The following is a 14,695-nucleotide window of genomic DNA, read 5'->3' as shown; positions in this document are numbered from 1 at the left end:
GGTTATTCCTTGTGGTAGGCGGTGACGCGGGCGACTTCTTCCTTCGAGCCGAGGAACACCGCTACGCGCTGGTGCAGGCCTTCAGGCTGGATGTCGAGAATGCGCTGGTGACCGTCGGTGGAAGCGCCGCCCGCCTGTTCCACCAGGAACGACATCGGGTTGGCTTCGTACATCAGGCGCAGCTTGCCCGGCTTGGATGGCTCGCGGCTGTCGCGCGGGTACATGAACAGGCCACCGCGGGTCAGGATGCGGTGCACGTCGGCGACCATCGCGGCCACCCAGCGCATGTTGTAGTTCTTGTTCAGCGGGCCTTCTTCGCCCGCCAGCAATTCGCTCACGTAACGCTGCACCGGCGCTTCCCAGTGACGCTGGTTGGACATGTTGATGGCGAATTCCTGGGTGCTTTCAGGAATGGTGATGTCTTCGTGGGTCAGCACGAAGCTGCCCATTTCGCGATCCAGGGTGAAACCCTTGACGCCGTCGCCCAGGGTCAGCACCAGCATGGTCTGCGGGCCGTAGATGGCGTAACCGGCGGCAACCTGCTGGGTGCCTGGCTGCAGGAAGGCCTTTTCATTGAGCGGTTCGTTCTGGCTCAGGTATTCGTTCGGGCAACGCAATACCGAGAAGATCGTGCCGACCGGGGCGTTGATGTCGATGTTCGACGAGCCGTCCAGCGGGTCGAATACCAGCAGGTACGCGCCTTTCGGGTATTTGCCCGGGATCTGGTAGGCATTGTCCATTTCCTCGGACGCCATGCCGGCCAGGTGGCCGCCCCATTCGTTGGCTTCGAGCAGGATCTCGTTGGAGAGCACGTCGAGCTTCTTCTGCACTTCGCCTTGGACGTTTTCAGTGCCCATGCTGCCCAGAACACCGCCCAGGGCGCCTTTGGACACGGCATGGCTGATCTCCTTGCAGGCACGCGCCACCACTTCGATCAGGAAGCGCAGATCGGCAGGAGTGTTGTTGCTGCGGGTCTGCTCAATCAAATAGCGACTCAGGGTAACGCGGGACATGGACGGCTCCGGAGGAATGGGGGGCTAAAAACCCGCGCAGTTTAACGCGAGTCGGGGTGCATTTCCTCCTATGAGACGAGATCCGCCACAGAGAGTTCATGCATGGGGTTGAGCGTAGCCCGAAATCCGATCCGTAGCCGTTGGCGCAGGCTGCGATAGCCTGCGCCCTTTAGACGCTACGGGGACCGCCGAGCGGCCTATTCCAGAGCCTTCCAGATCTGTGTGGCGTACTCGCGAATGGTCCGGTCCGAAGAGAACCAGCCCATGCGCGCGCTGTTGAGCACCGCCGAACGCCACCATTGATTGCTGTCGCGCCAGCGCTCTTCGACATGCAGCTGGGCATTCCAGTAGGAGTCGAAATCGGCGCACACATGGAAGCGGTCATAGTCGACCAGCGAATCGATCAGCCCGGAGTAACGGGCCGGATCGTCCGGCGAAAATACCCCGCCACGAATCGCCTGCAGCACATCGTTGAGACGATGGGAGGCGGCGATGTCCGGCACCGCGCTGAATTCGCCATTGCGTTTACGTGCCTCCACCTGCTGGGCGCTGAGGCCGAAGATGAACATGTGCTCGGCGCCGACCCGCTCGCACATCTCGACGTTGGCGCCGTCCAGGGTGCCGATGGTCAGCGCGCCATTGAGGCCGAACTTCATGTTGCTGGTGCCCGAGGCCTCGAAACCGGCAGTGGAAATCTGCTCCGACAGGTCCGCCGCCGGGATGATGCTTTCGGCCAGGCTGACGTTGTAGTTGGGCAGGAACACCACCTTGAGCAGGCCGCGCACGGTCGGGTCGTTGTTCACCGTGCGGGCGATGTCGTTGCTCAGTTTGATGATCAGTTTGGCCTGGTGGTAACTGGCCGCGGCCTTGCCGGCGAAGATCTTCACCCGCGGTACCCAGTCGATTTCCGGCTCGGCGCGGATCGCCTGGTACAGCGCCACCGTGTGCATCAGGTTGAGCAGTTGGCGCTTGTACTCATGGATCCGTTTGACCTGGACGTCGAACAGCGCCGCCGGATTGACCGCGATGCCCAGCCGTTCATGGATGATCGCCGCCAGCGCGCGCTTGCTGTGCAGGCGCTGTTCGGCGAACTGCTTGCGAAAGGCCGGCTTCTCGGCGAAGGGTTCGAGCTTGAGCAACAGCTCCTCGGGGTTGTCCAGCAGCTCCGGGCCCACGGCTTCGACCAGCATCGCCGTCAGCTTGGGGTTGGCCTGGTACAGCCAGCGGCGGAAGGTGATGCCGTTGGTCTTGTTGTTGATCCGCTCCGGATACAGCTTGTGCAGCTCGGAAAACACCGTGCTGCGCATCAGCTGGGTGTGCAGGCCGGACACGCCGTTGACGCTATGGGAACCAAGAAACGCCAGGTTGCCCATGCGCACCCGGCGGCCGTTATCTTCTTCGATCAGCGACACCGCACGCAGCACGTCGAAGTCGTGGATGCCCTTGGCCCGCAGCGAATCGATGTGCTGGGCGTTGATCAGGTAAATGATCTGCATGTGCCGCGGCAGCATGCGTTCCATCAGGCCCACCGGCCAGGTTTCCAGGGCTTCGGGCAGTAGCGTGTGGTTGGTGTAGGCCAGGGTTTCGACGGTGATCTGCCAGGCCGCGTCCCAGGCGATGCCGTGCAGGTCCACCAGCTGGCGCATCAACTCGGCCACGGCGATCGACGGGTGCGTGTCGTTGAGCTGGATCGCCGCATGCTCACCGAGGCTGAGCACCGAGTCGTGCATGTTCTTGTGCCGACGCAGCAGGTCCTGCAGGGACGCGGAGACAAAGAAGTATTCCTGGCGCAGGCGCAGTTCCTGGCCGGCTTCGGTGCTGTCCGCCGGGTAGAGCACCCGGGAGATGCTCTCGGCCCGGGCCACCTCGGCCACCGCGCCCAGGTGGTCGCCGGCGTTGAAGCGTTCCAGGTGCAGGTCTTCCATGGCCCGCGCCCGCCACAGGCGCAAGGTGTTGACGCTGGCACCGCGCCAGCCGACCACCGGGGTGTCGTAGGCCACCGCGCGCACGGTTTCCGCCGGCCACCAGACCTGCCGGGCGTGGCCGGCCTCGTCGGTGACGGTCTCGACGCTGCCGCCGAAGCCGATCGAATAGATCACTTCGGGGCGCTCGAACTCCCAGGGGTTGCCGAAGTCCAGCCAGTGCTCGGTCTGCTCCTGCTGCCAGCCATCGACGATGGCCTGGCGGAACAAACCGTGTTCATAACGAATGCCGTAGCCGTGGCCGGCGATGCCCAGGGTCGACATGCTTTCCATGAAGCACGCCGCCAGGCGGCCGAGGCCACCATTGCCCAGCGCCGCATCCGGCTCCAGCAGGCGGATGCGTTCCATATCGACGCCCAGGTCGTTCAGCGCATCGCGCGCCACGTCCAGCAGCCCGAGGTTGCTCAGGCTGTCGTAGAGCAGGCGACCGATGAGGAACTCCAGGGACAGGTAGTAAACGCGTTTCTGGCCCTTGCGGTAGATCTGCCGCGTATGGTCCATCCAGTGCTCGACCATGTGATCGCGCGCCGCCAGGGCGATGGCTTCGAACCAGTCATGGTCGAAGGCGTGGTCCGGGTCTTTGCCCACCGCGTAGGTGAGTTTGGTCAGGACGGCGTCGCGAAAAGCGGCCACCTCAGCGTCACGAACTTGCAGTTCCTGAGTCATGAATACGACCTCGAGCGAGATAGACAGTGAGCATGGAATTGTCTGAGCCTAGTCGGTCTGACAGGAGCCAAAGACTCTGGTTCGGTGCGTCGTGCGATTGCCCGAGCAGAGGCGGCGTCTCCCGCGGCAGCTGGCAAAAATGATGCAGATGCCGTGCCGACCCTCGCACTCCCCTTGGGCAGGCGCAAATTCCGTTAAATGGTTGTTCAAAAATCCACCAGTACCGGTATGATCGCGCGCCCTGATACACACGCTGGAAACAAGCCTGATGAAGTCCAACCTGATCGCCGCCGCGGAAATCGACCGACTCGATACCTGGGCCAAGTATTCCGCGCCCATGTGCGGCTCCTGCATGTCCAGCTGCTGCACCCTGCCGGTGGAGGTCAAGATCAAGGATCTGATCCGCATCGGCATCGTCGACGAATTCGAGCGCGGCGAGCCGGCGAAGAACATCGCCAAGCGCCTGCAGAAGGAAGGCATCGTCGAGCGCTACAACCAGAAGTCCGAAATCTTCACCCTGCAGCGCATGAGTAACAACGACTGCCTGTATCTGGATCGTAAGAGCCGCCTGTGCACCATTTATGACAAGCGCCCGGACACCTGCCGCAACCACCCGAAGATCGGCCCGCGCCCAGGCTATTGCGCGTACAAGCCCAAGCCGGTGGAGCGCCCGACCAACACCAGCAGCCGGACCCTGGAACGCTTCTGAGCCTCGACCTGCGCCTGCAACCCCGTTCCCCGCGTAACCCTGCCGCCCTGTAGCCGCTGCCGAGCCTTGGCGAGGCTGCGATCGGCTGCAAAGCAGCCGCAGTACGGGCCACCGCAGAGTTTCAGATACACCGTTTTACGACCGCTACGCGGTCGATCGCAGCCTCGCAGGCTCGGCAGCGGCTACAGGACCCGAGCTTTTTCACAGATCAAAAAAAACGCCCCCGGCCTTTCGACCGGGGGCGTTTTCATTCAGCCTGAACTAAAGGATCAGTTCTTGGCTTTCTTGGCAGCGCGGGTACGCTCGCCTTCGTCCAGGATCTTCTTGCGAAGACGGATGGACTTAGGAGTCACTTCGCACAGCTCGTCGTCCTGGATGAATTCCAGAGCCTGTTCCAGGGTGAAACGAACCGGCGGAACCAGGGCGATGGTTTCGTCCTTGCCCGAAGCACGCATGTTGTCGAGCTTCTTGCCTTTGGTTGGGTTCACACCCAGGTCGTTGTCACGGCTGTTCAGACCAACGATCTGACCGTTGTAGATTTCCTGGCCGTGCTCGACGAACAGCTTGCCGCGCGCCTGCAGGGTTTCCAGGGAGTAGGTCAGGGCCTTGCCAGTCTCGACCGAAACCAGTACGCCGTTCTGACGACCGGACATGTGGCCGGACTTCATCGGAGCGTAGCGATCGAAGATCGAGGTCAGGATGCCTGCACCGTTGGTCAGGGTCAGGAACTGGTTACGGAAACCGATCAGACCACGGGCTGGAATGTTGTATTCCAGGCGTACACGGCCCTTGCCATCCGGAACCATGTTGCTCAGGTCGCCCTTACGCAGACCCATTTCTTCCATGACCTTGCCCTGGGATTCTTCAGGGATGTCGATGGTGACGTTTTCGAACGGTTCCTGCTTCACGCCGTCGACTTCACGGATGATCACTTCAGGACGGCCAACGCCCATTTCGAAACCTTCGCGACGCATGGTTTCGATCAGTACCGACAGGTGCAGCTCACCACGGCCGGAAACCTTGAACTTGTCGGCCGAGTCGCCTTCTTCAACGCGCAGTGCAACGTTGTACAGCAGCTCTTTGTCCAGACGTTCCTTGATGTTACGGCTGGTCACGAACTTGCCTTCTTTACCGCAGAATGGCGAGTCGTTGACCTGGAAGGTCATGGAAACGGTCGGCTCGTCGACGGTCAGCGGCTTCATCGCTTCGACAGCGGTCGGGTCGCACAGGGTGTCGGAGATGAACAGCTCGTCGAAACCGCTGATGCAGACGATGTCGCCGGCAGCCGCTTCTTCAACGTCCACACGGTGCAGACCGTGGTGCCCCATCAGCTTCAGGATACGGCCGTTGCGCTTCTTGCCGTCGACGTCGATAGCGACAACCGGGGTGTTCGGCTTGACGCGACCGCGAGCGATACGGCCAACGCCGATCACACCCAGGAAGCTGTTGTAGTCCAGAGCGGAGATCTGCATCTGGAACGGACCGTCACGGTCAACGGCCGGAGCCGGAACGTTGTCGACGATCGACTGGTACAGCGGGGTCATGTCTTCGGCCATGTCGGTGTGGTCCAGACCGGCAATACCGTTCAGGGCCGAGGCGTAGACGACTTTGAAGTCCAGCTGTTCTTCGGTGGCGCCCAGGTTGTCGAACAGGTCGAAGATCTGGTCCAGAACCCAGTCAGGACGCGCGCCTGGACGGTCGACCTTGTTGATGACCACGATCGGACGCAGGCCGGCTTCGAACGCCTTCTTGGTCACGAAACGGGTTTGCGGCATAGGGCCGTCTTGAGCGTCGACCAGCAGCAGAACGGAGTCGACCATCGACATTACGCGTTCAACTTCGCCGCCGAAGTCGGCGTGGCCCGGGGTGTCCACGATGTTGATGTGGTAGCCGTTCCAGTTGATGGCGGTGTTTTTCGCCAGGATGGTAATACCGCGCTCTTTTTCCTGGTCGTTGGAGTCCATCACGCGCTCGTCGTTGAGCTCGTTGCGCTCCAGGGTGCCGGATTGACGCAGGAGTTTGTCTACCAGGGTGGTTTTACCGTGGTCAACGTGAGCAATGATGGCGATGTTGCGTAGATTTTCGATCACTTGTGTATCTCGATCAGAGGATTCGGTGTGCTGACAACTGCTGGCAGCGATTAACAATAGAGTCCGGCAAGGCCGTTACAGCTTGACGGTGGCGTCGGGGGGCCGGTGACGCAAGCCACAGGCAAACAGCCCCGGGCACTTAGCTCGGTCTATAAACGCGCACATTGGCATGTCCCTCACTGAGCAGATGGTGAGCATGCAGGCGACTCATGACGCCTTTGTCGCAATACAGCAGGTACTGGCGAGTAGGGTCCAGTTCCTTGAAGCGTGCATTCAATGCATAGAACGGCAGCGCTTTTATCTCGATGCCAGAAAGTGTCAGCGGGTCGTCTTCCTGAGCATCCGGATGACGGATGTCGATCACGATCTGGCCCGCCAGCGCCTCGCTGACTTCTTCGATCTGCAAATCCTGGCCCAGTTCGTCGATCACCCGATCGATCGGCACCAGTTTGGCCCGCTCGATCGCACGCTCGAGCACCGCCATGTCGAATTCTTTCTCTTCATGCTCCACGCGATGGCGCTTGGCGTGGGTCTTGGGGTTCACCGAGATGACCCCGCAGTACTCCGGCATGTGCTTGGCGAAGTCGGCGGTGCCGATTTCGTTGGCCAGGTCGATGATGTCCTGCTTGTGGCTGGCGATCAGTGGGCGCAGCACCAGCTTGTCGGTCACGCAGTCGATGACCGAGAGGTTCGGCAGGGTCTGGCTCGACACCTGGGAAATCGCCTCGCCGGTGACCAGCGCGTCGATGTGCAGGCGGTCGGCGATGCTCGACGCGGCACGCAACATCATACGCTTCAAAATGACGCCCATATGACTGTTGTCGACTTTGCCGAGGATTTCGCCGAGCACTTCCTCGAACGGCACGCTGACGAACAGCACGCGCTGGGAGCTGCCGTACTTCTTCCAGATATAGTGCGCGACTTCCATCACGCCCAATTCGTGGGCACGCCCGCCCAGGTTGAAGAAGCAGAAGTGGCTCATCAGGCCGCGACGCATGATCTGGTAGGCCGCCACCGTGGAATCGAAACCGCCGGACATCAAAACCAGGGTCTGCTCCAGGGCGCCCAGCGGGTAACCGCCGATGCTGTTGTGCTGGCTGTGGATCACGAACAACCGTTGGTCGCGAATTTCCATCCGCACTTCGATTTCCGGCTCTTTCAGGGAAATCCCGGCTGCGCCGCACTGTCGGCGCAGCTGGCTGCCGACGTATTTCTCCACGTCCATGGAGCTGAATTCATGCTTGCCGGCACGCTTGCAGCGCACGGCGAAAACTTTCCCCGACAGCGCCTCGCCAAAGTGCTGCTTGCACTTGGCGACTATGTCGTCGAAGTCGCCCAGCGGGTATTCATCGACCTGCAGGAAATGCGCGATGCCCGGCATGCAACTCAGACGCTCGGTCATCTCCTTCAAGGCTTTCGGCTCGCTGACGGCGGTTTCCAGCTCGAGGTTGTCCCACACACCATTGACCACCACAGCCGGGTCCAGATCGCGGAGCACGGCACGGATGTTCTTGGCCAGCTGACGGATGAAACGCGTCCGTACCGGGCGGCTCTTGATGGTGATTTCCGGGAAAACTTTAACGATTAGTTTCATGAAAACAGCGCGCGCTGGGCCAGCCGAAAAAGGGGGGCGCGGATTATAGCGGAAATTGCTCAAGGTTTAACCAATTAATGTGCACTCGGTTTTTCGTGCACCAAAACAGGTCATAGCCAGATAAAAACGCAACATTGCGGTGCGCCGGTTTGCCAATCTGGCCCAAATAGCGCCCGGAATGCGTGAGTTTGGGGCATAAAACCCAACTCGGGGCACTGGCATGCAATTTGCTCCCTTGTGAGGCAGGTTGCCATGGCAGAGTATCTGCGCCGGCATCACCCACATTCTAAGGGCACACCAACACTCGCCCGAAGCCACCCGGAGGACACTATGTCGAAGTCGGTTCAACTCATCAAAGATCATGACGTCAAATGGATTGATCTGCGCTTCACTGACACCAAAGGCACTCAGCACCACGTGACCATGCCGGCCCGTGATGCGCTGGATGACGATTTCTTCGAAATCGGCAAAATGTTCGACGGTTCCTCCATCGCTGGCTGGAAAGGCATCGAAGCCTCCGACATGATCCTGATGCCGGTTGACGAAACCGCCGTCCTGGACCCGTTCACCGAAGAGCCGACCCTGATCCTGGTCTGCGACATCATCGAACCTTCGACCATGCAGGGCTACGATCGCGACCCACGCGCCATCGCCAAGCGTGCCGAGGAGTACCTGAAGTCCACCGGTATCGGCGACACCGTATTCGTAGGTCCAGAGCCTGAGTTCTTCATCTTCGACGAAGTGAAGTTCAAGTCCGACATCTCCGGCTCCATGTTCAAGATCTTCTCCGAGCAAGGCTCGTGGATGTCCGACCAGGACGTGGAAGGCGGCAACAAAGGCCACCGTCCAGGCGTCAAGGGCGGCTACTTCCCGGTTCCTCCGTTCGACCACGACCACGAAATCCGTACCTCCATGTGTAATGCCATGGAAGAAATGGGCCTGGTCATCGAAGTTCACCACCACGAAGTGGCGACTGCCGGCCAGAACGAAATCGGCGTGAAGTTCAACACCCTGGTCAACAAGGGCGACGAAGTTCAGACCCTCAAGTACTGCGTACACAACGTGGCCGATGCCTACGGCCGCACCGCGACCTTCATGCCTAAGCCTCTGTACGGCGACAACGGCTCGGGTATGCACGTGCACATGTCCATCTCCAAAGATGGCAAGAACACCTTCGCTGGCGAAGGTTATGCCGGCCTGTCCGACACCGCCCTGTACTTCATCGGCGGCATCATCAAGCACGGCAAGGCCCTGAACGGTTTCACCAACCCTTCGACCAACTCCTACAAGCGTCTGGTCCCAGGCTTCGAAGCTCCGGTCATGCTGGCATACTCGGCTCGCAACCGTTCCGCTTCGATCCGTATCCCTTACGTGTCAAGCCCTAAAGCCCGCCGTATCGAAGCACGCTTCCCGGACCCGGCTGCCAACCCATACCTGGCCTTCGCTGCCCTGCTGATGGCCGGCCTGGACGGTATCCAGAACAAGATCCACCCTGGCGACGCGGCCGACAAAAACCTGTACGACCTGCCGCCTGAAGAGGCGAAAGAGATCCCACAAGTTTGCGGCAGCCTGAAAGAAGCCCTGGAAGAGCTGGACAAAGGTCGTGCGTTCCTGACCAAAGGCGGCGTTTTCAGCGACGACTTCATCGACGCTTACATCGCCCTGAAAAGCGAAGAAGAAATCAAGGTCCGTACCTTCGTACACCCACTGGAATACGAGCTGTACTACAGCTGCTGATCCGGTAGCGCCGCCCCACGCGGCGTGACATGCTACGTAACAAGAAAAAAGGCCTCCCTCGGGAGGCCTTTTTTATTGCCCGCCCATAGCCCCGGAGCATTCCCCCGGGCTATTCATCCATGGATAATCCGCGCCTCTGGCGCCCTCTGTCCGGCGCCTCGACGAAGGGATTCGTATGCAGTGGACTCGTTCTCTCGGCCTGATCGCCTGCCTGGCGTTCGGCAGCACCCAGGCCGCTCCTTTCTATGCCGGCAAGTCACTGGCCCACCCGCTGATCACCGGCCTGCCGGAAAGCTCGGCGACCCTGGCCTTTATCAAGCAGGGCGGCGGCGTCAAAGGTTATTACTCGGTCGACCCGGACGAGAGCCAGCCGCAGCTGCTCGACGACTTCGGCGATGCAACCATCGAGTCGGTGTTCAACATCGCCCTGGACGATGAGTCCCTGACCCGCCTGGTGCTGTTCAAACAGCGCGGCCAATACCGCGTGCATGCCTATCGCTATAACGAAAGCGACCACCTCTACCAGCGCCTGGAAAAACTGCAACCCGCCCTGGAGCGCATCGCCAAAGACCGCAAGAAACTCGATGCCCCGACGGTGAAACAGGCCCTGCGCCAACTGACACCGCTGAACTACAGCTACTTCTACGAAGACTCGGGTATCGAGGAATTCGACCGGCTCGACCATTCGGCCGGCACCCTGGTGGGTTACTTCGACCAGAACGGGCAGCCCATCACCGCCCATCCGCCCGGAGCTGAGCAGTACAGCTACAAAAAGACCTTCGCCGAAAAGGACGGACGCTTTCTCACCGCCACCTACTGGCGCGGCGAAACGCCTGCGCTGGAGGACGAGCCCCTGCTGTACAACTACCGGGCCAGCCGCATCGCCTGGGAAACCGAACCGCAGCGTTTCACTGGCAGCGAGGACGGGGCCTGCGTGGAATACTCCGACTCCGGCGGTGCCGTCGCCGCCCAGGGTGCCTATGCCCACGGCCAACGCACCGGCGAATGGAGTTTTTCCAGCCCGGACGAAGGCTGGAACCATGGCCGCTATGTCGATGGCAAGCGCCAGGGACAATGGACCGAAACCTACCGCTGGCAATCCGCAACGGGCGAGTATCGGGACAATCTGCGTGAGGGACGCTGGGTGCTGTCCTACGACGAAGGAGGCGAATCCGCTGTCACTGGCTTCCAGACCTATGTCCATGGCGTGCTCAACGGTCCGAGCGAAGAGAAGCTGGACGGCTTCACCGAAAGCGGCAGCTACCGCAACGACAAACGCGAAGGGCCATGGGTTACCCAAGCAGGTCGCGGCAACTTCGAGAACGACCTGAAAAGCGGACCCTGGATACTCAAGACGGACAAGGGCCATAGCCAGAGCGTGAACTTCGTCGCCGATAAAAAAGAGGGCGAGTTGCGCGAAACCGACGCCAACGGCGTGCTGGTCCTGATCGAGCATTACCAGGCAGATGTGCTGTCCGGCACCCGCGAAGGCTATAGCCCCAGCGGCAACCTGCAGTACTCGCAGCACTATGAGAATGGCAAACGGGAAGGCCGCTCACTGGGTTACAGCGAAGACGGCAAGCTGATCAGCGATATTTCCTGGCACAACGATCGGTACGAAGGCCCTCACCTGACCTTCCTGCGCGACGGGACGCCGGCCACGGTCGGGCGCTTCGAGGGAGGGCGCTTTGTCGGCCTGATGAAACAATACGATCAGGACGAAGTGCTTTATGAAGAAGCCAACTGGTGCCGCTTCGACAAGCTCGGCTCAACCGTCGAACGCTGCGGAAAACAACGGCGGTTCACCCACGGAAAGCTGTCCTGGGAAACGGACTTTCTCTTTGGCAGCCCCCAAGGCTCCATCGAGTACAACTATGAAACAGGCCAAAAGATCCGCGAGAAGATCATCGGCGACAATGACCAGATCACTCAGCGCACCTACTACGACAATGGGCAGGTCGAGTGCCAGAAAAACTCGGTGGGTTTCACCTGGATGACCATCAACCAGCAACAGGTGAAAAGTCATGAGTCCAACGGCCAACTGGTCGGCGAACAGCTGTGCTATCACCGCAACGGCGCGGTCAAGAGCCGCGAACTGATCGACAACGGCTTGAGCGCCTGCCGGATCGTCTATGACGAAAGCGGCCAGCGACTCTCTTCCAGCCCGACCGGTTGCGGAGCGCCCGCGACTGCCGCGGCCGGCCAATGACCCACCTTGCATCCGGCGCTTGCCAGGCACTGCGGTTTTGCGTGCATCATGGCCGCCGACTTGTCCCCAAGAAGCCGAGACTGCCCATGACTTCGCGATTCTGCCTTGCCCTGTTGACCCTGTTGCTGGCCGGTAATGCCTGCGCCGCCCCCGCCACCCTCGGCCCTCTGCTGGCCACCCTCGAAGAACGCCTGGCCATTGCCGACCAAGTGGCCCTGAGCAAATGGGACAGCCACAAACCGGTGGAAGACCGCCCGCGCGAGCGTGAGGTGATTGCCGGCGCGGTGGCGCAGGCGCCGGCCTACAAACTCGACGGCGCGGCGGTGGAACAGTTCTTCGCCGCGCAGATCGAGGCCAACAAGCTGGTGCAGTACGCCCATCTGTCCGAATGGACCTTGCAAGGCCAGGCGCCGGACACGCCGCGCCCGGACCTGGTGGGGCAGATCCGCCCGCAACTCGACCGGTTACAAAAACGCCTGCTGCAGCAACTGGCGGATTTCAGCCCCTACCGCAACGACCCGCAGTGCCCGCAATGGCTGGCCCAGGCCACCCACGGCGGCGACCGCCCGGCGCTGCGCCAGCTGGCGCTGGTCCGCGCCACCGCCGAGCTTTGTGTGTCCAAAGGTTGAAGTGACGAACCTGGGCCCGGTTCGCGGCTCTATGCTGGAGGCAGTTTCATCTTTGCAGCCGCCGACCCAAGCGCCCAGGAAAGCCGCCATGCGTGTGCACTGTCTCTACCTGCTGTTGCTGACCGCCCTGCCGGTCGCCGCGCAGATCTACCGCTACACCGACGCCCACGGCAATACCGCCTACAGCGATCAGCCGCCGGCCGGCGTGCCTGGTCAGGCCGTCGAGCTGGCGCCGCTGAATCGCATTGAGGCACCCCGGCCGACCACACCGCCCGGCGTCGAGCCAGTGCAAACACCTCCCTCCAGCGCACTGGCCTACACCACCCTGGAGCTGAGCGGCGTACCGAACGGCGGAGTGATCCGCGCCAACAACGGCTCCTTCAATGTCGAGGTCAGCCTGCAACCGTCCCTGCACAACGAACATCGCCTGCGCCTGCTGCTGGACGACCAACCCTATGGCCAGCCCGGTAACCTGCCGAGCCTGCAACTGGTGAACATCGACCGCGGCGAGCACCGCCTGGCGGTGCAGGTGCTCGATGGCGAGCGGGTGGTGCAGCAAAGTCCGACGCTGACCTTCACCCTGCAACGGGTTCATCGGCCCTGAGGTTTTGGCGCGCCGAAATCTGCGGGTACAGGCGCCGCTCATGCTCAAGTAACCAGCGTTTGCGCCAGAGCGCGCCGCCATAACCGGTGAGCGAACCGTCGGAACCTATCACCCGGTGACAGGCAATCACGATGGCGATCTGATTGGCGCCATTGGCCCGGGCCACGGCCCGCACGGCGGAGGCCGAACCGATGCTGCTCGCCACCTCGGCATAACTATGGCTAGTGCCCGGAGTGAAACAACGCCGAGCGGTAGATCAGGCGCGCTCGATCACCATGGCTACACCCTGGCCCACGCCCACGCACAGGCTGACCACGGCGTAACGCTGGTGGTTGCGTTGCAGGGTACGGCAGGCGCTCAACACCAGCCGGGCCCCGGACGCGCCCAGTGGGTGGCCGATGGCGATGGCGCCGCCATTGGGGTTGACCCGCGGATCGTCGAAATCCAGGTCCAGGGCCTTGAGGCAAGCCAGCACCTGCGGCGCGAATGCCTCGTTGATCTCGATCAGGTCGAGCTGCTCCAGGCCGATGCGGGCCCGCTGCAGCGCCAGCAGAATCGCCCTGTGCGGGCCGATACCCATGAACTGCGGCTCCACGCCGACCGACGCCGACGAGAGGATGCGCGCCATGGGCGCGACCCCATGTTCCCTCCCGATCTCACGGCTGCCGAGCAGCAACACCGCTGCGCCATCGTTGATCCCCGAAGCGTTGCCGGCGGTCACCACGCCCTCCGCGAACAGCGTCGGCAAGCGCGACAGGGCCGCCAGGTCGGAGCGAGGGCGCGGATGTTCGTCATCGCAGACGGTCAAGGCCGGGCCCTTGCGCCCGGCCGCCACCTCGACGGCCATGATCTCTCCGTCCAGCACTCCGGCCTGCAAGGCCGCCTGGTAGCGCGCCTGGGAAGCGGCGGCGAAGCGATCGGCGTCCTCGCGGTTGATGGCATAGAGTCGGGCCAGGTTATCGCCGGTCTCGGGCATGCTGTGGTTGCCGTAGCGTTCGACCAGCCGCGGGTTGGCGAAGCGTGCGCCAATGGTGCTGTCGGCCACCTCCTGGGTCCGGCTGTAGGCACTCTCGGCCTTGGCCATGATGAAGGGCGCGCGGGACATGCTCTCGACCCCGCCGGCCAGGTACAGTCGGCCTTCGCCGCAGGTGATCGCCCGGGCCGCGTCGATCACCGCCGACAGGCCGCTGGCACACAGGCGGTTGACCGTCTGCCCGGGCACGCGCCAAGGCAGCCCGGCGCTGAGCAAGGCATTGCGCGCCAGGTTGCGGCTGTCCTCGCCGGCCTGGTTGGTACACCCGAGGATCACCTCTTCCAGCACCTCGGCCGGTAGCCCCGAGGTTTCCAGCAAACGCGCCAGCAACGGCCCCACCAGGTCGTCCGGGCGCACGCTGGCGAGGCTGCCGCCATGCCGGCCGAAGGGGGTTCGCAAGCCGCTGTAGATATAGGCATCAAGCATGAA

10 protein-coding genes and 1 pseudogene are annotated in these 14,695 nt (G+C 61.9%); 5 read left to right on the top strand and 6 right to left on the bottom strand.

Annotated elements, in window-relative coordinates:
* Positions 1-2: 2 nt before the first annotated feature.
* Together CXQ81_RS04405 and CXQ81_RS04400 are read right to left on the bottom strand one after the other, a co-directional pair.
* Complete coding sequence (locus tag CXQ81_RS04405) at positions 3-1,013, bottom strand: class 1 fructose-bisphosphatase (RefSeq protein WP_007925933.1); 1,011 nt, start codon at positions 1,011-1,013, stop codon at positions 3-5.
* Between the two features lie 197 nt (positions 1,014-1,210).
* Entirely contained in the window at positions 1,211-3,661 is a 2,451-nt protein-coding gene (locus CXQ81_RS04400) for a glycogen/starch/alpha-glucan phosphorylase (RefSeq protein ID WP_101336603.1), read from the bottom strand.
* A 265-nt stretch (positions 3,662-3,926) separates the two neighbouring features.
* Between CXQ81_RS04400 and CXQ81_RS04395 the strand changes: the two genes are divergently transcribed.
* Positions 3,927-4,370 carry a YkgJ family cysteine cluster protein gene (locus tag CXQ81_RS04395; RefSeq protein WP_023970087.1) on the top strand — a complete coding sequence of 148 codons (444 nt, stop codon included), beginning with the start codon at positions 3,927-3,929 and terminating at the stop codon, positions 4,368-4,370.
* 269 nt (positions 4,371-4,639) lie between these two features.
* Here CXQ81_RS04395 and typA read toward each other — a convergent pair whose 3' ends face one another.
* Together typA and thiI are read right to left on the bottom strand one after the other, a co-directional pair.
* Positions 4,640-6,460 (bottom strand): translational GTPase TypA, encoded by a 1,821-nt coding sequence (gene typA, locus CXQ81_RS04390; protein WP_009041779.1) that lies wholly within the window; start codon positions 6,458-6,460, stop codon positions 4,640-4,642.
* A gap of 139 nt (positions 6,461-6,599) precedes the next feature.
* Complete coding sequence (gene thiI / locus CXQ81_RS04385) at positions 6,600-8,054, bottom strand: tRNA uracil 4-sulfurtransferase ThiI (protein ID WP_007929954.1); 1,455 nt, start codon at positions 8,052-8,054, stop codon at positions 6,600-6,602.
* 330 nt (positions 8,055-8,384) lie between these two features.
* On the opposite strand from thiI, the gene glnA reads away from it, so the two are divergent.
* The 4 genes from glnA (at position 8,385) to CXQ81_RS04360 (ending at position 13,233) form a co-directional block, all read left to right on the top strand.
* A complete protein-coding gene (gene glnA, locus CXQ81_RS04375; RefSeq protein WP_007929953.1) occupies positions 8,385-9,791 on the top strand; it encodes a glutamate--ammonia ligase in 1,407 nt (468 codons plus the stop codon).
* A gap of 175 nt (positions 9,792-9,966) precedes the next feature.
* Positions 9,967-12,000, top strand: coding sequence for a toxin-antitoxin system YwqK family antitoxin (locus tag CXQ81_RS04370; protein WP_101336601.1), 2,034 nt, complete (start codon positions 9,967-9,969; stop codon positions 11,998-12,000).
* Between the two features lie 86 nt (positions 12,001-12,086).
* The gene (locus tag CXQ81_RS04365; RefSeq protein ID WP_053259323.1) at positions 12,087-12,629 is read left to right on the top strand and encodes a chorismate mutase; all 543 of its coding nucleotides are present in this window, start codon (positions 12,087-12,089) and stop codon (positions 12,627-12,629) included.
* Between the two features lie 88 nt (positions 12,630-12,717).
* Entirely contained in the window at positions 12,718-13,233 is a 516-nt protein-coding gene (locus CXQ81_RS04360; RefSeq protein WP_101336600.1) for a DUF4124 domain-containing protein, read from the top strand.
* Here the strand turns inward: CXQ81_RS04360 and CXQ81_RS04355 are convergent.
* Positions 13,205-13,462: pseudogene (locus tag CXQ81_RS04355) on the bottom strand (methylated-DNA--[protein]-cysteine S-methyltransferase); the annotation flags it as partial. The gene CXQ81_RS04360 and the pseudogene CXQ81_RS04355 sit on opposite strands and share 29 nt — an antisense overlap.
* 27 nt (positions 13,463-13,489) lie before the next feature.
* A complete protein-coding gene (locus CXQ81_RS04350) occupies positions 13,490-14,692 on the bottom strand; it encodes a 3-oxoadipyl-CoA thiolase (RefSeq protein WP_101336599.1) in 1,203 nt (400 codons plus the stop codon).
* Between the last annotated feature and the right edge of the window lie 3 nt (positions 14,693-14,695).

The sequence above is a fragment of the Pseudomonas sp. 09C 129 genome, assembly GCF_002843625.1.
Lineage (GTDB): Bacteria > Pseudomonadota > Gammaproteobacteria > Pseudomonadales > Pseudomonadaceae > Aquipseudomonas > Aquipseudomonas chlororaphis.
Note: the sequence above shows the minus strand (reverse complement) of the source record. Positions and strands in the feature narration are given on the sequence as shown.

Excerpts from the sequence above, each read along its gene's own strand:
- CXQ81_RS04370 (WP_101336601.1), top strand. The coding sequence starts at position 9,967 with ATGCAGTGGACTCGTTCTCTCGGCCTGATCGCCTGCCTGGCGTTCGGC.
- CXQ81_RS04405 (WP_007925933.1), bottom strand. The coding sequence starts at position 1,013 with ATGTCCCGCGTTACCCTGAGTCGCTATTTGATTGAGCAGACCCGCAGC.
- CXQ81_RS04360 (WP_101336600.1), top strand. The coding sequence starts at position 12,718 with ATGCGTGTGCACTGTCTCTACCTGCTGTTGCTGACCGCCCTGCCGGTC.
- CXQ81_RS04400 (WP_101336603.1), bottom strand. The coding sequence starts at position 3,661 with ATGACTCAGGAACTGCAAGTTCGTGACGCTGAGGTGGCCGCTTTTCGC.
- glnA (WP_007929953.1), top strand. The coding sequence starts at position 8,385 with ATGTCGAAGTCGGTTCAACTCATCAAAGATCATGACGTCAAATGGATT.
- CXQ81_RS04365 (WP_053259323.1), top strand. The coding sequence starts at position 12,087 with ATGACTTCGCGATTCTGCCTTGCCCTGTTGACCCTGTTGCTGGCCGGT.
- CXQ81_RS04350 (WP_101336599.1), bottom strand. The coding sequence starts at position 14,692 with ATGCTTGATGCCTATATCTACAGCGGCTTGCGAACCCCCTTCGGCCGG.
- thiI (WP_007929954.1), bottom strand. The coding sequence starts at position 8,054 with ATGAAACTAATCGTTAAAGTTTTCCCGGAAATCACCATCAAGAGCCGC.